Here is a 15863-nt window from a genome sequence, read left to right as displayed (position 1 = left end):
GTCAAGTTGTGTGTGTAAGTGCGTGGTCCTCGGGGGTTTAGAGGTAGCGGTGGATTCGTTCGGGAAACGCGATCGAGAGCTGCTCGAGAGCCTTCTTCCAATTCGTGACGACTTGTCCTTCGACGAGGCGTCCCTCAGCTCGACGTTCGGCGGCGGGGCGTCCTCGGTCGCGGGCTCGGTCGCGGGCGCGTTTGTCTTCGATGTCGCAGATCGCGAGCCAGAGCAGCTTGATCACGGCCGCGTCGTTGGGGAAGTGTCCGCGGTTCTTCGTGACTTTGCGCAGCTGGAAGGAGCCTGTCAAGTTGTGTGTGTAAGTGCGTGGTCCTCGGGGGTTTAGAGGTAGCGGTGGATTCGTTCGGGAAACGCGATCGAGAGCTGCTCGAGAGCCTTCTTCCAATTCGTGACGACTTGTCCTTCGACGAGGCGTCCCTCAGCTCGACGTTCGGCGGCGGGGCGTCCTCGGTCGCGGGCTCGGTCGCGGGCGCGTTTGTCTTCGATGTCGCAGATCGCGAGCCAGAGCAGCTTGATCACGGCCGCGTCGTTGGGGAAGTGTCCGCGGTTCTTCGTGACTTTGCGCAGCTGGAAGTTCAGCGACTCGATCGCGTTGGTCGTATAGATCACCCGGCGCACCTCGGGCGGGAACGCGAGGAACGGCGTGAACCGCTCCCACGCGCTCTCGAACACCGCTGCCGCGTGCGGGTTCGCGCGCCCCAGCTCTGACGTCGTGAACGCCTCCAGCGCGGTCCTGGCGGCGTCCGCGGTCGGCGCTTGATAGACCGGCTTCAATGCGGCGGCGACGGCCTTGCGCTGCCCGTAGGCGACGAACCGCACGGCATTGCGGATCAGGTGCACGACGCAGGTCTGGACCATCGAGTCCGGCCAGGTCGCCTCGATCGCTTCCGGGAACCCCGTCAGCCCGTCGCAGCAGACGATGAGCACGTCACGGACGCCGCGGTTCGCGAGTTCCGCGCAGACCGACGCCCAGAACTTCGCGCCCTCGGCCTGCTGGACCCAGATCCCGAGAACATGCTTGATGCCGTCCATGTCAACGCCGACCGCGAGGTGCGCGGCCTTGTTGCGCACGTGCCCGCCGTCGCGGACCTTCACGATCAGAGCGTCGAGGTAGATCACCGGATAGAACGCCTCCAACGGCCGCGACTGCCAGGCGAGGACCTCGTCGGAGATCTCATCGACGATCTTCGAGATCGTCTCGCGCGAGAGCTCCGTGCCCACCGTCGCGGCGAGGTGATGCTCGATATCGCGGACAGTCATCCCACCGGCATACAGCGACACGATCATCTCGTCCAACTGCGACAACCGCCGGCTGCCCGTCGGGACCAGCCGAGGCGTGAACGTTCCCTTGCGATCCCGCGGGATCCGCAGCTCAACGTCGCCGACGTTCGTGGCGACGGTCTTCGGGAACGACCCGTTCCGGGAGTTCTCGTGAAACGCCGCGTCCGGGTCGCCCTTCTCGTATCCGACGTGCTCGGTCAGCTCCGTCTGCAACCCCCGCTCGAGCCCGGACTTGATCAGCTGCTGGATCAGCCCTCCAGCGCCCTCCAACTCGATCTCGCCCGCGTCGATCTTCGCGAACAGGTCATCCATCACGCCCGACTCGACCAAACGCGCAGCGCCCGCCTCCTGGGTCCTGCGCCGCGCTTCACGTGACACCCTATCGATAGCCAACAGAGTCATTCCTTCCATCAGGAGGCCCACTCCTTACACACACCATCAGACACGCTCGCTGGAAGTTCAGCGACTCGATCGCGTTGGTCGTATAGATCACCCGGCGCACCTCGGGCGGGAACGCGAGGAACGGCGTGAACCGCTCCCACGCGCTCTCGAACACCGCTGCCGCGTGCGGGTTCGCGCGCCCCAGCTCTGACGTCGTGAACGCCTCCAGCGCGGTCCTGGCGGCGTCCGCGGTCGGCGCTTGATAGACCGGCTTCAATGCGGCGGCGACGGCCTTGCGCTGCCCGTAGGCGACGAACCGCACGGCATTGCGGATCAGGTGCACGACGCAGGTCTGGACCATCGAGTCCGGCCAGGTCGCCTCGATCGCTTCCGGGAACCCCGTCAGCCCGTCGCAGCAGACGATGAGCACGTCACGGACGCCGCGGTTCGCGAGTTCCGCGCAGACCGACGCCCAGAACTTCGCGCCCTCGGCCTGCTGGACCCAGATCCCGAGAACATGCTTGATGCCGTCCATGTCAACGCCGACCGCGAGGTGCGCGGCCTTGTTGCGCACGTGCCCGCCGTCGCGGACCTTCACGATCAGAGCGTCGAGGTAGATCACCGGATAGAACGCCTCCAACGGCCGCGACTGCCAGGCGAGGACCTCGTCGGAGATCTCATCGACGATCTTCGAGATCGTCTCGCGCGAGAGCTCCGTGCCCACCGTCGCGGCGAGGTGATGCTCGATATCGCGGACAGTCATCCCACCGGCATACAGCGACACGATCATCTCGTCCAACTGCGACAACCGCCGGCTGCCCGTCGGGACCAGCCGAGGCGTGAACGTTCCCTTGCGATCCCGCGGGATCCGCAGCTCAACGTCGCCGACGTTCGTGGCGACGGTCTTCGGGAACGACCCGTTCCGGGAGTTCTCGTGAAACGCCGCGTCCGGGTCGCCCTTCTCGTATCCGACGTGCTCGGTCAGCTCCGTCTGCAACCCCCGCTCGAGCCCGGACTTGATCAGCTGCTGGATCAGCCCTCCAGCGCCCTCCAACTCGATCTCGCCCGCGTCGATCTTCGCGAACAGGTCATCCATCACGCCCGACTCGACCAAACGCGCAGCGCCCGCCTCCTGGGTCCTGCGCCGCGCTTCACGTGACACCCTATCGATAGCCAACAGAGTCATTCCTTCCATCAGGAGGCCCACTCCTTACACACACCATCAGACACGCTCGGCACGATCACTCCGGCCGCCTGGAACGCTCGCGCGAGGGCTGCCCGCGACGGCGCTGCAAGACCCAGCTGCACCATCCGGTCGTGGACGCTGATCGGACCGTGGTCCAGCCCTGACTGCTCCAGCGATGCCCGCACGCGAATCGCTTGCTCGATCACAGCTTCCCCTGTTCTCGTGGGCGATGTCCGGGGTCGACGCGAGCGCGGGGCGAGCGCCTGGACCGGGCCCTCGTCCCGAGCATGCGCGCGGATCGCGTAAAACGATTTCCGGCTGATCCCGCACTCCGCGCAGAACGCTGTCACCGCGCCCCGCGGAGCGTCCTGTGGCCACTGAACGATAGCGAGACGAACGGACGAGGAGATCGGGGTGACAGCAGCCATCCCACGATCACGACCGAAAGAACCGTCACCACCAAATCCGCCAAACCGTCACCGATGTCCTGAGACAGAACCGTCACCCATGTCCCGAGACTTCACACGTGGCGGCCTCGACGGTCCGGGGTTCCCTCGCTCGGTGAGCGTCAGCTGGGCTGGTAGGGGGCTACGACGACCTCGACGCGCTGGAACTCCTTCAGGTCGGAGTAGCCGGTGGTTGCCATCGAGCGGCGGAGGGCACCGATCAGGTTCGCGGTGCCGTCCGCGCCGGTGGCGGGGCCGTAGAGGACCTGCTCGAGGGTGCCGACGGTGCCGACCTCGACGCGGCGGCCGCGCGGGAGCTGCGGGTGGTGCGCCTCCGCTCCCCAGTGCCAGCCCCCGCCGGGAGCGTCGGTCGCGCGGGCGAGTGCGGAGCCGAGCATGACGGCGTCAGCTCCCACCGCGACCGCCTTCACGATGTCACCGGAGGTGCCGAGGCCGCCGTCCGCGATGACATGCACGTAGCGTCCGCCCGACTCGTCGAGGTAGTCGCGGCGAGCGCCGGCGACGTCGGCGACCGCGGTCGCCATGGGAGCTTGAATGCCGAGAGTGGTGCGGGTCGTGGACGCGGCACCGCCCCCGAAGCCGACCAAGACGCCCGCCGCCCCGGTGCGCATCAGGTGCAGGGCCGCAGTGTAGGTGGACGCACCGCCGACGATGACGGGCACGTCCAGCTCGTAGATGAACTTCTTGAGATTCAACGGCTCCGTGTCGCGCGAGACGTGTTCGGCCGAGACGGTCGTGCCACGGATGACGAACACGTCGACACCGGCGTCGACGACGCTCTGGTGCAGCTCCGCGGTCCGCTGCGGTGACAGCGCTCCGGCGACGGTGACGCCCGCCGCACGAATCTCGGCCAGACGCGCGGTAACCAGCTCGGGGCGAATGGGTGCGGAGTAGATTTCCTGCATCCGCTGCGTCGCCGACTCAGCGGGCAGCTGCCGGATCTCCGCGAGCAGCGGCTCCGGGTCCTCGTACCGCGTCCACAGGCCCTCAAGGTCGAGGACGCCCAGAGCCCCCAAGCGCCCGAGCCGGATCGCCGTCGCCGGCGACACCACCGAATCCATCGGCGCCGCGAGAATCGGTGTCGCGAACTGGTACGCGTCGATCGACCACTTCACCGACACGACCTCGGGGTCACGCGTGCGCCGGCTCGGGACGACGGCGATGTCGTCGAAGGCGTAAGCGCGGCGGGCGCGCTTGGCGCGCCCGATCTCGATCTCCATGACGCGCAGTTTACCTGTGGCTCGCTCCTCGCTCCGCTCGTCGCTCGCCCGCCGTCGGCCCGGGCGAGCGGTTCCGTCCCACAGAGCGGGGTGCGCCCGCGCCACGACGATCCGCTCACACGCGGATCGCCGGTCACCGCTCCGATGTGCCTATTGTGGCTCGCTCCTCGCTCGCCCGCGGTCGGCCCGGGCGAGCGGTTCCATCCCACAGAGCGGGGTGCGCCCGCGCCACGACGATCCGCTCGCACGCAAATCGCCGGTCACCGCTCCTCCCCTGCAGGAGGACTGCCGTGTCGCCCCGTTCACAAGGCGGCGGACACGGCCCACCCGCAGTCGCGGCGGCGCCCCCGCGCCGCTCGCGCTGCCGTCCCCGGCCGCCAGCCAAAGACCGACGCTCGCCCCCGGAGGGAGGCGGTGGGTCGGGATCGCGGCCCCTCCGGCGTGGTGGGCGTAGGGGCCGAAGGCCCCTCGGGCAGAGGGGCCGCGATCCCGACCCGCCGCCGGCCCCCACCAGACCCCACCAGACCCCTCAGCGCCGGTAGTTCGGCGCCTCTACCACCATCTGCACGTCGTGCGGGTGCGACTCCTTGAGCCCCGCCGCCGTGATCCGGACGAACTTTCCGCGCGCCTTCAGCTCGGGGATGGTGCGCGCTCCGACGTAGAACATCGACTGGCGCAGTCCCCCGGCGAGCTGGTACGCCACGTTGGCGAGCGGGCCGCGGTAGGGCACCTGGCCCTCGATGCCCTCGGCGATCAGCTTGTCGTCGGTGGGGACGTCGGACTGGAAGTAGCGGTCCTTCGAGTAGGAGGTGCGCTCGCCGCGGGTCTGCAACGCGCCGAGGGAACCCATGCCGCGGTAGGTCTTGAACTGCTTCCCATTCTGGAACACGAGGTCGCCGGGGCTCTCCTCGCAGCCCGCGAGGAGCGAGCCGAGCATGACGGTGTCGGCGCCGGCGACGAGCGCCTTCGCGATGTCGCCGGAGTACTGGAGGCCGCCGTCGGCGATCACCGGGACTCCGGACTCGCGTGCGGCGAGGGACGCCTCGTAGACCGCGGTGACCTGCGGCACGCCGACGCCGGCGACGACGCGGGTGGTGCAGATCGAGCCGGGTCCGACTCCGACCTTGATGGCGTCGGCACCCGCGTCGACGAGGGCCTGAGCGCCGGAACGAGTGGCGACGTTGCCGCCGATGACATCGACGCCGGCGAACGCGGAGTCGGACTTGAGGCGCCGGATGATGTCGAGCACGCCTGCGGAGTCACCGTTCGCGGTGTCGACGACGATCACGTCGACTCCCGCATCGAGCAGAGCGGTCGCGCGCTGCCAGGCGTCACCGAAGAAGCCGATCGCGGCGCCGACCCGGAGGCGGCCCTCGTCGTCCTTCGTGGCGTTGGGGTACTGCTCCGACTTGTCGAAGTCCTTGACCGTGATGAGGCCGGCGAGCTTGCCCTGCGCGTCGACGAGGGGCAGCTTCTCGATCTTGTGCTGCGCGAAGAGCGCGATGACCTCGCTGTCGGGGATGCCGACGCGTCCGGTGATCAGGCCGGAGCTGGTCATCACGTCGCGCACGAGCGTGGTCGCCTTCTCGAACGGTGACACGAAGCGCATGTCGCGGTTGGTGATGATGCCCACCAGGACGCCGGTCGAGTCGACGACGGGGAGGCCGCTGATCCGGTACTGCCCGCAGAGCTCGTCAACCTGGGCGACGGTGGCGTCCGGAGTCGTCGTGACAGGGTTCGAGACCATGCCCGACTCGCTGCGCTTCACGCGATCGACCTGGTCAGCCTGATCGGCGATGGAGAGATTGCGGTGCAGGACGCCGAGACCGCCCTGACGCGCCATCGCAATCGCCATGCGCGCCTCAGTGACGGTATCCATCGCCGCCGAGAGCAGCGGAGTCGCCACGCTGATGCGCGTGGTGAGCCGGGAGGCGGTGTCCGCCTCGCTCGGGATGACGTCGGTGTGCCCGGGAAGGAGCATGACGTCGTCGTAGGTGAGTCCGAGGAATCCGAAGGGATCCGGCTGGTCCATCAATGCCCCTTTAGCAGGTCGAGTGCGGGAGCCCGGAGAGGGACGGGGGTCCCTCCCGAGCACCACGGTTGTTCGATCTTAAGCGCCGCGCGACCCGCGCTCCTCACTCACCGGAGGGCCCGAGGGGACACGCTCGGACGCTGGAGCGCTCTCCTGTCCCTCATAATGTCGTCACGCGTACGTGCGGACGGTGAAACACCGCCGACACATGCGGAACGTATGGTCAACCAACGTTGTTTGACGACGGCGATTCGGGCGTGCCCGGAGACCCCATCCGTCTGTGCACCCTGACGAGAGGTAGACGTCTTGCTCACAGCCAGCCGTTCGACGCGCCGCCAGCGCTCGACGACCCTGCATCCGACGGACCGGGAGGCTCCCCGTGGATAGGAGACGCCAGAGGCTCCGCGACCGGCTACTGGCCCTGGGCCTGCTCGCCGCGACCCTGACCGGGATCGCCGCGGCGGCCCCCGCCGCACTCGCCGCCACTACCGCCGACCAGTCGATCATCGCCTGGGTCCGCGTGCAGGGGACGAACGAGAACCTGGCGGGGGTGAGCGTCGAGATCGGCGGCGACGCCTCCGCGACCGTGACCACCGGCGAGGACGGCCGGGCCACGTTCCCCCTCGACGCTGCTGGGACCTACACCGTGACCGTGGATGAGGAGACCCTGCCCGCCGACAAGGGCTACCCCGCCGCGGGTCAGAACCCGAAGCAGGTGAAGATTGTCGCCTCGCAGAACCAGATCGTGAATTTCATCGTCTCGACCGCCAACCCGAAGGGCACCGGGGCGAGCGTCCCCGTGCCGACGGATTCCGCCGCTCCGACGAGCCCCGCAACCGAGGGTACGACCGGGAACGACGCGACGAACCCCGACGGGACCTCCAACGCCGTGAACCAGCCGGTGTCGGCCGACACCTTCTGGATTATCTTCTGGCCCAAGGTCGTCACCGGCCTGATCTTCGGACTCCTGATCGCTCTCGCGGCGATCGGAGCCTCCCTGATCTACGGCGTGACCGGGCTGAACAATTTCGCGCACGGCGAGCTGGTCACCTTCGGTGCTCTGATGGCATACCTTCTCTCCGGTGTCTTCGGTCTCCCGGCGCTGCTGGCCATTCCGATCGCGGTGATCCTCGGCGGGGCCTTCGGCTTCGTTCAGGACGGACTGCTCTGGAAGCCGCTGCGGAAAAAGGGCATCCAGCTCATTCCGCTGATGATCGTGACCATCGGCCTCTCGCTCGCGCTGCGCTACGTGTTCGTGTTCTTCTTCGGGGCCGACCGCCTCTCGTTGCCCAACAGCACCGCCCCGTTCTTCACGGTGCCGGAGCTGGGGATCAGCCTGAAGTTCACCGACATCGTGGGAGCTGTCATCGGCGTCGTCTGCATCGTCGGAGTCGCTTACGTCCTTACGAAGACGAAGATCGGCAAAGCGATGCGAGCGGTTTCGGACAACCGGGCCCTCGCCTCCGCCTCGGGTATCAACGTGGAGCGCGTCATCCGCGTCGTCTGGGTGATGTCGGGGGCTCTCGCTGCACTGGCGGGCGTGTACATCGGCTACTACCAGTCGCTGCGCTGGGATACCGGAGCGTCGATCCTGCTGCTGATCTTCGCGGCGATCACGCTCGGCGGACTCGGCTCCGCCTACGGAGCGCTGGTCGGCTCGCTCATCATCGGTCTGATGATGAACATCTCGACGATCTGGATCCCGGAGAACCTCAAGTACGTGGCTCCTCTCATCCTCATGATCATCATCCTTCTGGTCAGGCCGCAGGGAATCCTGGGCCGCAAGGAACGGATCGGCTAGGACACCATGAACCTCAACTTCATCTGGCTGGCGATCGGGCAGATCGTCGATCCCACCGTCGCCGCGTACGCGCTGGCGACCATCGGCCTGGTCATCCACTTCGGATTCACGGGGCTGCTCAACTTCGGACAGGCCGGCTTCATGGCGGTGGGCGGATACGCCTTCGCCATCACCTCGGTGAAATTCGAATGGCCCGTCTGGGGCTCCTTCCTCGCGACGATCGTTGCGGCGACCGTCTTCGCCCTCATTCTCGGAATCCCGACGCTCCGGCTCCGGGCCGACTACCTCTCGATCGTGACGATTGCGGCGGCGGAGATCATCCGGCTCTCGGTCAAGACACCCGAGTTCTCGGCGATCACCGGAGGCTCCGAGGGCATCAACGGCGCGGCGAAGGCGTTCAACGACCTCAACCCGCTGCCGGAGGGCCGGTGGGGTATTGGCGTTCTCACGTACAGCCAGGACCAGTGGTGGGTGCGGATCGTCGGCTGGGGCCTCGTGCTCCTGGCCTGCCTCCTGGTCTTCCTCCTGATGCGCAGCCCCTGGGGTCGCGTCATCAAGGGAATTCGCGAGGATGAGGACGCGGTGCGCTCGCTCGGCAAGAACGTCTTCTCGTACAAGATCCAGGCGCTCATTCTGGGCGGAGTGCTGGGCGGTCTCGCCGGAGCGCTGTTCATCCTCCCCCGCTCCCTGCAACCCGACAATTACGGTACCCAGCTCACGTTCTTCCTTTACACGATCATGCTGCTGGGCGGCGCCGCGACGGTCTTCGGACCCGTCGTCGGCTCGATCATCTTCTGGGTCGTCCTCGGTCTGACCGACGGACTCCTCACGCTCGGGATCGACACCGGGGTCCTCAACAACGACCTCATCCGCCTCACTACCGTGCAGACCGGACCCATCCGGTTCGTCGTAGTGGGGGTAGCCCTCATGCTCCTGGTGATCTTCAGACCCCAGGGGATCTTCGGCAAGAAGAAGGATCTGCACTTTGCCTAAGACGCCGGTCTCGGACATCACCGAGGAAACAATCGTCCCCGGGGTCAAGAAGAAGGACCCCATTGTCGTCGCCGACAACGTCAGCCGCCGCTTCGGCGGTCTGACTGCGGTCGACGTCGCCCACCTCGAGATCCCCCGCGGATCCATCACCGCCCTGATCGGCCCGAACGGGGCCGGCAAGACCACGTTCTTCAACCTGCTGACGGGCTTCGACAAGCCCAACACCGGCAAGTGGAACTTCAAGGGGAAGAACCTCGCCAACGTCCCGGCCTACCGTGTGTCGCGGATGGGCATGGTGCGCACCTTCCAGCTCACCAAGGCGCTGGGCGGCATGACGGTACTCGAGAACATGCTGCTCGGCGCGAAGGGGCAGAAGGGCGAGAACATCTTCACCTCGCTCATCCGCCCGCTGTGGTCGAAGGAGGAGGACTCGATCGAGCAGCGCGCGATCCGCCTGCTCGAGAAGTTCAAGCTCGACACCAAGCGGGACGATTATGCGTCGAGCCTGTCGGGCGGCCAGAAAAAGCTGCTCGAGATGGCGCGCGCGCTGATGTCGGAGCCCGAACTGGTCATGCTGGACGAGCCGATGGCTGGCGTGAATCCGGCGCTGACCCAGTCGCTCCTGGGCCACATCGTGAACCTGAAAGACGAGGGCATGACCGTGCTCTTCGTTGAGCACGACATGCACATGGTCAACACGATCGCCGACTGGGTGATCGTGATGGCCGAGGGCAAGGTCGTCGCCGAGGGTCCGCCCTCCTCTGTGATGAACGACCCGGCTGTGATCGACGCCTACCTGGGTGCTCACCACGACACCGACCTCGGCACGATCGAGGGCCAACTCGAGATCGCTGAGGAGATGGACTCCGACCTCGTCCGTCAGGACGTGGAGCGGCGAGCGGAGCAGGCAGGTATTGCGACGCCGGGCCACGACACTCCGACAGTCGGATCGGCGTCCGCACCGACATCCGTCGCCCCGACGACGGACTCTCCCACTGTCGAATTCGAGAAGGACGAGAAATGACCGCCGATACGACGACTCCGAACACCCTCGAGACGCATGATCTGCATGCCGGCTACGTCCCGGGAGTCAACATTCTGAACGGTTCGAACGTCTATGTGAAGCGCGGAGAGCTCGTCGGCATCATCGGCCCGAACGGCGCGGGGAAGTCGACGCTGCTGAAGGCGATGTTCGGCCTCGTGAACATTCGCCAGGGCACCGTTCTGCTCAACGGCGAGGACATCACCGGGCAGAAGGCCGACAAGCTCGTGTCCAAGGGCGTCGGGTTCGTGCCGCAGAACAACAACGTCTTCCCGTCGCTCACCATCGAGGAGAACCTCGAGATGGGCATGTACCAGAAGCCGAAGCTGTACAAGGAGCGGCTCGAATTCGTCACCGAGCTCTTCCCCGAGCTCAGCAAGCGGCTCAAGCAGCGCTCGGGGTCGCTGTCGGGCGGTGAGCGCCAGATGGTGGCGATGTCGCGCGCGCTGATGATGGATCCGTCGATGCTGCTGCTCGACGAGCCCAGCGCCGGTCTGTCGCCGATGCGGCAGGACGAGACCTTCGTCAACGTGCAGCGGATCAACCGCGCCGGCGTCTCGATCATGATTGTCGAGCAGAACGCCCGGCGAGCACTGCAGATCTGCGACCGCGGCTACGTCCTCGACCAGGGCCGCGACGCCTACGAGGGTGCAGGCCGGGAGCTGATGAACGACCCGAAGGTCATCGAACTCTACCTGGGCACGCTCGCGACGACCAACGAGGTCACCACGAGTACGCCGACCGTCGGCGGCTGACCCTCGCCGCCCCCGCCGCGAAGGGCCCGTCGTCTTCGGACGGCGGGCCCTTCGCGGTTCCGGAGGCGGGACCGTCGAGGGAGGCGGATCCGGAGGGAGGCGGGGCGGAGGACCGAGAAGTGTTTCGAGACGGGTAGGACAGCGAGAGTCTCTCCGCAGCCGTACCCCCCGCTAGAGGGACGGGAAATTGCTCCTCCTGCCGTAGTTTTAGGGACACGGGAACGGCCTGCGAGGGAACGCTCCGATCCCTGTCTCTCACCGCTCGGGGCTGTGACCGGCCGCCGAACTCCTCCCCCGCGGCGCGATGCGCGTCGCCTTGTCCGTCTCGTCCGACTCGAAGGAGCCGACCATGAAGAGCTACACCCCCGCCCCCGTCGAACTCGGAGCCGGCTTCGGCACGGGCGCGGTCGGCGACTACGAGCGCTGGCGTGTCGTCGGCGTCTACGCCCAGGTCGTCATCGCCGAGACCACCGGAGGCAAGCGTCGCAACTACAGCCGCTCCTTCGTCACCTACCGTCTCGCGCAGGAGGCGGAGCTGATCCACGCCTCCTGAGTGCGGTTCACGCCGCGTCGAGAGCCGCGGCCGACCAACGGCGAACCTGTCTCAACGAGGTAGGGCGTGGGTCACCGTGGGCCGCGAGTGTCCCGATCTGGCCCCAGTCGCTCCCGGCCGCGCGACGTCCCAGCCCGCCCGGACAGACCGTCGGAACGCCGATGGCCCGTCGCACAGGTCACCCGGCCGCTAGTCGTGTCGCGGTGTCGCCGCTGAGACCATCCGAGGAACGAGCGGTGCGGCGACCAGCGGTGCGATCGCGATCACGATCCACGCCAGCGGCCATGACCCGAGCGCCAGCAGCAGTGGAATCAGCAGGGGCGTCACAAAGGCTCCGGTGAAGGCTGTCGTGTTCTCCAGGCCCAGGGCTGCGCCCGCGCGACTGGTCCCCGCCATGACTGCCATCTCCGTGTAGGCAACCCCGTGCCAGGAATTCGCGAGGATTCCCGCGAGGACGAGCGAGAGCGCCACGACCACCGTCGGCGCCCACAACAGGCTCACCACAGCGAGCAGAGAGACGCCCGTGAGCACTCCAATGACCTTGACGAATCGTCGCCGGTTTCCCTTCCGGTCCGTATATCTGCCGGACCAGACCCGGAGCACTGCCCCGCCGACTTGGACGGCCAGGATGGTCGCGCTGATGACGATGAGGTCGGCGTGCTTGACATCGTGGAGATAGATTCCGGCGAAGCCGAGGATTGCGATCTGCGGCATGGTCAGGAGGGCGCTCGCCAACGCGAGCCTCCAGCAGTCCCAGCGCACCAGGGGAGAGCGCCCCTGCGCAACCTCGCCAGCGACGACCGGCCCGTCCTGGCCCGGTTCCTCCCGCGGCTCTCGGAGCCACCGAGCAGTGGCGATGGCCGTGGCCAGGCAGAATGCAGCGAGCACCAGGAACACAGCCCGGAACCCCGAGAACGCCGCCAACCACGGCAGGAGCGCCGCGCCGATCGCGCCGCCGGCCGGGATCGCAGTCTGCCGCACACTCATCGCGAATCCTCGCTGGCCGTCTGTGAACCAGAGCATGACAGCCCGACCGGAGGAGGAATTCACGCTTCCGCCCAACAGCCCGACAAGCAGCAGACACGCGGCGAGGAGCCAGACGGACGGAATGTTCGTGTCCGACGGTACGACGAAAACGGCCATCGCGACGAAGACCAGACCAGTCGAGATCAGTCCGATGAGAAGGACCCGCCGGTCTCCGAACATATCGGTGAACAGGCCCCAGACGATCTCGGAGGCAGCTACTCCGAGCAGGATTGCTGCGAGCACGACGCCGAGTTCGTCGGTCGTGAGGTGGTAGGCGGTGCGCAGGAGAGTACCGGTCACCGGGATACCGGCGAAGGCCGCTGCGAAGCTCGCCTGAGCCGCCACCCCGACGCCCAGAACGACCCACCGATGCCGTGGGCCTGAAGGTCGGATGGAGTCCGTGGTGCGAGATGCAGAAAAGTTGGGCAAAGTCGGTCCTCTCGTGATCGTGCAGTAGAAGGGCGATGGGACGCTAGAGCGGCTGGACCGCCTTCTCCCACACCACAAGCGCTAGGCAGCCGAGCGGGCTGCGGGGTGTGTGGACGCTGTCCGGGGACAGGCTGAGGAGGCTTCCCGCCGGATGTCTGCCTGCCTCGGTCTCCAGTTCGCCACTCACGACATAGATCAACTCGTGGCCAGTGTGCCGGTGGGTCTTCGCCGTCGCCCCCGGCAGGTACCGCACAACTGCCGCCGCGCTTCCCCCGGTCTCCGCTGCGGTGTACAGGCGGTGGATCTCAACGCCTGACCGGCCGTCGGACGTCAGAGGTTCGAAGGTGAGCGCGGACTCCCCGAACCCACCGTTCGCGAGAGTACGGAAAAGGACGGGAACAGAGTGTTCCGATTGATTGAGCATCTGATTCCTTCTTGTCTGGATCGTGACCTGAAACGAGGGAGAACTTTTCTGCCGCTCCCCTACCGCTCTGACGTTCCGTCGCCGACCCGCCCCGGGGTCCCATCAATCCATCGGGCTGCATGACGGTCAGCAGCTGCCTGGTCCCGGAAAGCATAGGTCTTGAGCAACCAGCGCTGACGGGCTCGCTCAGCGTCGTGAATCTCCATCTTGTCCCGGCAGTGCAGTCCGTCTTGATTGGCGAAGGTAAAAAGGTCGCCCGTCTCGATACGGTGACGAGTCTTGGGCGCGTGGACCATCGCATTCTTCAGCGCGAGGAGCGCATCCTTGGCTCGTTCTGGAGCGGTGGGGATGGTTGTCGTACTGGTATCCAGGTAACGAAAACTGTGGTCGTTCTCGAGGATGGAGTGCTCCTCAGAGGTGCTCAGTGCACCATTATTGTCGCGGGAGAAGACGTCATACGGAGTGATGAAGAGCGGCTCCCTCAGAGTCGCCTGCATGTCAGCCGACAGATTCGCTAGAAGATCCCGTCCGTCGATGAATCCCGTGTAGATGAAATCACCCTCGGGTGAGCGCATCCCGAGCAGTGTGATGAAGTCGGCGCGGACCGGATGAGCAGTACGCTCGTTGTGATAGACGAGCTCGCTGTCGCTGAAGCCCGTCTGCATGCCGCTGTACTTCTCGATCGCTACAACATCGACGAAGAACGCTCCATTGAACCGAGATCCGTACGAGAGCAAAGGAGTCTGCACGAGAATCCCGAACAGGGCCATGAACGCTTCTGCCACGAACGTCGTCTTCTTTGCGACCTTATCCGCAACCGGGTCCTTGGAATCGAGTTCGGGAAGGTCCGCGTCGAGTGGGCAGCCACGGATCACGTGGGCTTGATCGCCACCATTCGCCCGCTCCCGTCGGATCCGGTCGCACAGCTCGACGAAGTAATTCGGAACCAGACCGCGCTCGATGACGCGTCCCACCTCGTTCATGAAGGTGCGGTGGTCCTCGTACGGACTCGTGCGTACTGCCGCGAAGAGCTCCTGGAGGCCTTCACGCTGCTCACTGGTAAAAGTGAAAATCGGTGTCATCGTATTCCGCTCTGAGTGATGGAGGTGGGACTCGGAGTGGCAGAGCCGAACTCCGAGGCTAGTCTCGCCTTGACGACGGACATGTCTTCGCAATCTCCCTTCCGATTCACGATATGTGATCGGTAGAGATCCTGTAGGGCGTGATCATCGACCTCTATCTGCAGTTCGCTGAGGAGACGCCGCAACACGCCGGTCCCTGAATGCCGTCCGATGAACATTCCCCGCTCTCGCCCGAAGTGCGAGGGTTGCACGAATTCGTAGGTCGCCGGGTTCCGCAGCATCCCTTGCTGGTGCATCCCGGCCGCGGTGCTGAACGCGTAGGTGCCGAAGATGGCCTTGTTTCGAGGCTCGTCCAGCGAGATGAGATCACGGAGGAGCGTGTACACCTCGTACATGCGCTCGAGGTTCACATCGCTGTACAACCCCGTCGCCTCTTGCTTGTACGCGAGTAGAGCAGCAATCTCCTCCAGCGCAGTGTTGCCAGCACGTTCCCCTACGCCTCCGAGAGTCACCTGCACCTCGTCGGCTCCGGCCAGAATCCCCGCAAGCGCGTTGGCTGTCGACAGCCCCAAATCCTCATGGCAATGAGTCGCGATCATCACCGACTGCGGCACCCATGACCGGAACCTCGAAATGAGGTGTCCATACTCCCCGGGCAGCAAAGCCCCGGCGGTGTCTGCGACAACGAGCGTATGAGCACCGGCGTCAACCGAACGCTCAGCCAGCTCTCGAAGCAGTGAGTCCGGTCCTCGGCTCGCGTCCTCGATTCCGACCGAGACATTGGAGATGCCCAGAGATCGCGCGTGTTCGATGCAGCCGATGACCTCCCGAATCCCCTCCGCTCGGGATATCCGGCGCTTGTGCTCGAGGTGGATATCGCTCCCAGTAGCCGCGATCTGGATCTGATGTCGAGCAGTTCCGCCCGCGCTGACGGCAGTTGTGATGTCGGACGGCACAGCCCGACAAAAGCTCGTGAACTCCGCTTTCACCAGCTGACGGGAGATGAGGTGTGTGGCTTCGTAGTCGCTGGCCGACGATGCGGGAAACCCTGTCTCGATCCGATCGACGCCGAGACCCTCGATAGCGAGCGCCAGCTGCACCTTCGCCGCCGGATCCATCGCATTTCCCGGGGCTTGCTCACCATCACGGAGAGTCGTATCGAAGAATTTCACCCTCCGC

Annotated in this window: 13 protein-coding genes and 3 pseudogenes; 5 read left to right on the top strand and 11 right to left on the bottom strand. The window is 66.0% G+C overall.

Going from position 1 to position 15863, the window contains the following annotated elements; all coding sequences use genetic code 11:
* Window positions 1-37: 37 nt before the first annotated feature.
* From A6122_RS03365 to guaB, 7 genes and pseudogenes are all read right to left on the bottom strand, one after another.
* Window positions 38-313: pseudogene (locus A6122_RS03365) on the bottom strand (IS256 family transposase); the annotation flags it as partial.
* A 20-nt stretch (window positions 314-333) separates the two neighbouring features.
* On the bottom strand, window positions 334-1605 hold the full coding sequence (locus A6122_RS03360; protein WP_418320007.1) for an IS256 family transposase: 1272 nt from the start codon (window positions 1603-1605) through the stop codon (window positions 334-336).
* 139 nt (window positions 1606-1744) lie between these two features.
* A pseudogene (locus A6122_RS03355) lies at window positions 1745-2770 on the bottom strand (IS256 family transposase); the annotation flags it as partial.
* Window positions 2771-2868: 98 nt separating this feature from the next.
* Complete coding sequence (locus tag A6122_RS17825) at window positions 2869-3066, bottom strand: hypothetical protein (protein ID WP_068251629.1); 198 nt, start codon at window positions 3064-3066, stop codon at window positions 2869-2871.
* Window positions 3067-3105: 39 nt separating this feature from the next.
* Window positions 3106-3288: pseudogene (locus A6122_RS17820) on the bottom strand (IS481 family transposase); the annotation flags it as partial.
* Between the two features lie 140 nt (window positions 3289-3428).
* The gene (locus A6122_RS03345) at window positions 3429-4547 is read right to left on the bottom strand and encodes a GuaB3 family IMP dehydrogenase-related protein (protein ID WP_068251625.1); all 1119 of its coding nucleotides are present in this window, start codon (window positions 4545-4547) and stop codon (window positions 3429-3431) included.
* A 529-nt stretch (window positions 4548-5076) separates the two neighbouring features.
* Window positions 5077-6579, bottom strand: a complete 1503-nt coding sequence (gene guaB / locus A6122_RS03340) for an IMP dehydrogenase (RefSeq protein ID WP_068251623.1) — start codon at window positions 6577-6579, stop codon at window positions 5077-5079.
* A gap of 379 nt (window positions 6580-6958) precedes the next feature.
* Here guaB and A6122_RS03335 point away from each other — a divergent pair, with 379 nt between their 5' ends.
* From A6122_RS03335 to A6122_RS03315, 5 genes are all read left to right on the top strand, one after another.
* Entirely contained in the window at window positions 6959-8380 is a 1422-nt protein-coding gene (locus A6122_RS03335) for an ABC transporter permease subunit (protein ID WP_084415784.1), read from the top strand.
* Between the two features lie 6 nt (window positions 8381-8386).
* The gene (locus tag A6122_RS03330) at window positions 8387-9373 is read left to right on the top strand and encodes a branched-chain amino acid ABC transporter permease (protein WP_068251617.1); all 987 of its coding nucleotides are present in this window, start codon (window positions 8387-8389) and stop codon (window positions 9371-9373) included.
* Window positions 9366-10397, top strand: coding sequence for an ABC transporter ATP-binding protein (locus A6122_RS03325; RefSeq protein ID WP_084415783.1), 1032 nt, complete (start codon window positions 9366-9368; stop codon window positions 10395-10397). The genes A6122_RS03330 and A6122_RS03325 overlap by 8 nt, the downstream gene beginning before the upstream one ends.
* Window positions 10394-11170, top strand: coding sequence for an ABC transporter ATP-binding protein (locus A6122_RS03320; protein WP_068251614.1), 777 nt, complete (start codon window positions 10394-10396; stop codon window positions 11168-11170). The genes A6122_RS03325 and A6122_RS03320 overlap by 4 nt, the downstream gene beginning before the upstream one ends.
* Window positions 11171-11519: 349 nt before the next feature.
* Complete coding sequence (locus A6122_RS03315; protein ID WP_146076770.1) at window positions 11520-11723, top strand: hypothetical protein; 204 nt, start codon at window positions 11520-11522, stop codon at window positions 11721-11723.
* A 189-nt stretch (window positions 11724-11912) separates the two neighbouring features.
* Here the strand turns inward: A6122_RS03315 and A6122_RS03310 are convergent, their stop codons facing one another.
* From A6122_RS03310 to A6122_RS03295, 4 genes are all read right to left on the bottom strand, one after another.
* Window positions 11913-13094 carry an MFS transporter gene (locus A6122_RS03310; protein WP_257722311.1) on the bottom strand — a complete coding sequence of 394 codons (1182 nt, stop codon included), beginning with the start codon at window positions 13092-13094 and terminating at the stop codon, window positions 11913-11915.
* Between the two features lie 127 nt (window positions 13095-13221).
* Window positions 13222-13602, bottom strand: coding sequence for a cupin domain-containing protein (locus A6122_RS17655; protein WP_068251605.1), 381 nt, complete (start codon window positions 13600-13602; stop codon window positions 13222-13224).
* A gap of 59 nt (window positions 13603-13661) precedes the next feature.
* Window positions 13662-14684 carry a TauD/TfdA family dioxygenase gene (locus A6122_RS03300; RefSeq protein ID WP_068251602.1) on the bottom strand — a complete coding sequence of 341 codons (1023 nt, stop codon included), beginning with the start codon at window positions 14682-14684 and terminating at the stop codon, window positions 13662-13664.
* Entirely contained in the window at window positions 14681-15856 is a 1176-nt protein-coding gene (locus A6122_RS03295) for a LeuA family protein (RefSeq protein WP_167542313.1), read from the bottom strand. Before A6122_RS03295 ends, A6122_RS03300 begins: the two co-directional genes overlap by 4 nt.
* Window positions 15857-15863 lie beyond the last annotated feature (7 nt).

The organism is Rathayibacter tritici, assembly GCF_001641005.1.
Lineage (GTDB): Bacteria > Actinomycetota > Actinomycetes > Actinomycetales > Microbacteriaceae > Rathayibacter > Rathayibacter tritici.
Note: the sequence above shows the minus strand (reverse complement) of the source record. Positions and strands in the feature narration are given on the sequence as shown.

What these genes read in the sequence shown, in the direction of transcription:
- A6122_RS03360 (WP_418320007.1), bottom strand. Translation starts at nt 1,605, where the DNA reads ATGGATGACCTGTTCGCGAAGATCGACGCGGGCGAGATCGAGTTGGAG.
- A6122_RS03345 (WP_068251625.1), bottom strand. Translation starts at nt 4,547, where the DNA reads ATGGAGATCGAGATCGGGCGCGCCAAGCGCGCCCGCCGCGCTTACGCC.
- guaB (WP_068251623.1), bottom strand. Translation starts at nt 6,579, where the DNA reads ATGGACCAGCCGGATCCCTTCGGATTCCTCGGACTCACCTACGACGAC.
- A6122_RS03330 (WP_068251617.1), top strand. Translation starts at nt 8,387, where the DNA reads ATGAACCTCAACTTCATCTGGCTGGCGATCGGGCAGATCGTCGATCCC.
- A6122_RS03320 (WP_068251614.1), top strand. Translation starts at nt 10,394, where the DNA reads ATGACCGCCGATACGACGACTCCGAACACCCTCGAGACGCATGATCTG.
- A6122_RS03315 (WP_146076770.1), top strand. Translation starts at nt 11,520, where the DNA reads ATGAAGAGCTACACCCCCGCCCCCGTCGAACTCGGAGCCGGCTTCGGC.
- A6122_RS17655 (WP_068251605.1), bottom strand. Translation starts at nt 13,602, where the DNA reads ATGCTCAATCAATCGGAACACTCTGTTCCCGTCCTTTTCCGTACTCTC.
- A6122_RS03300 (WP_068251602.1), bottom strand. Translation starts at nt 14,684, where the DNA reads ATGACACCGATTTTCACTTTTACCAGTGAGCAGCGTGAAGGCCTCCAG.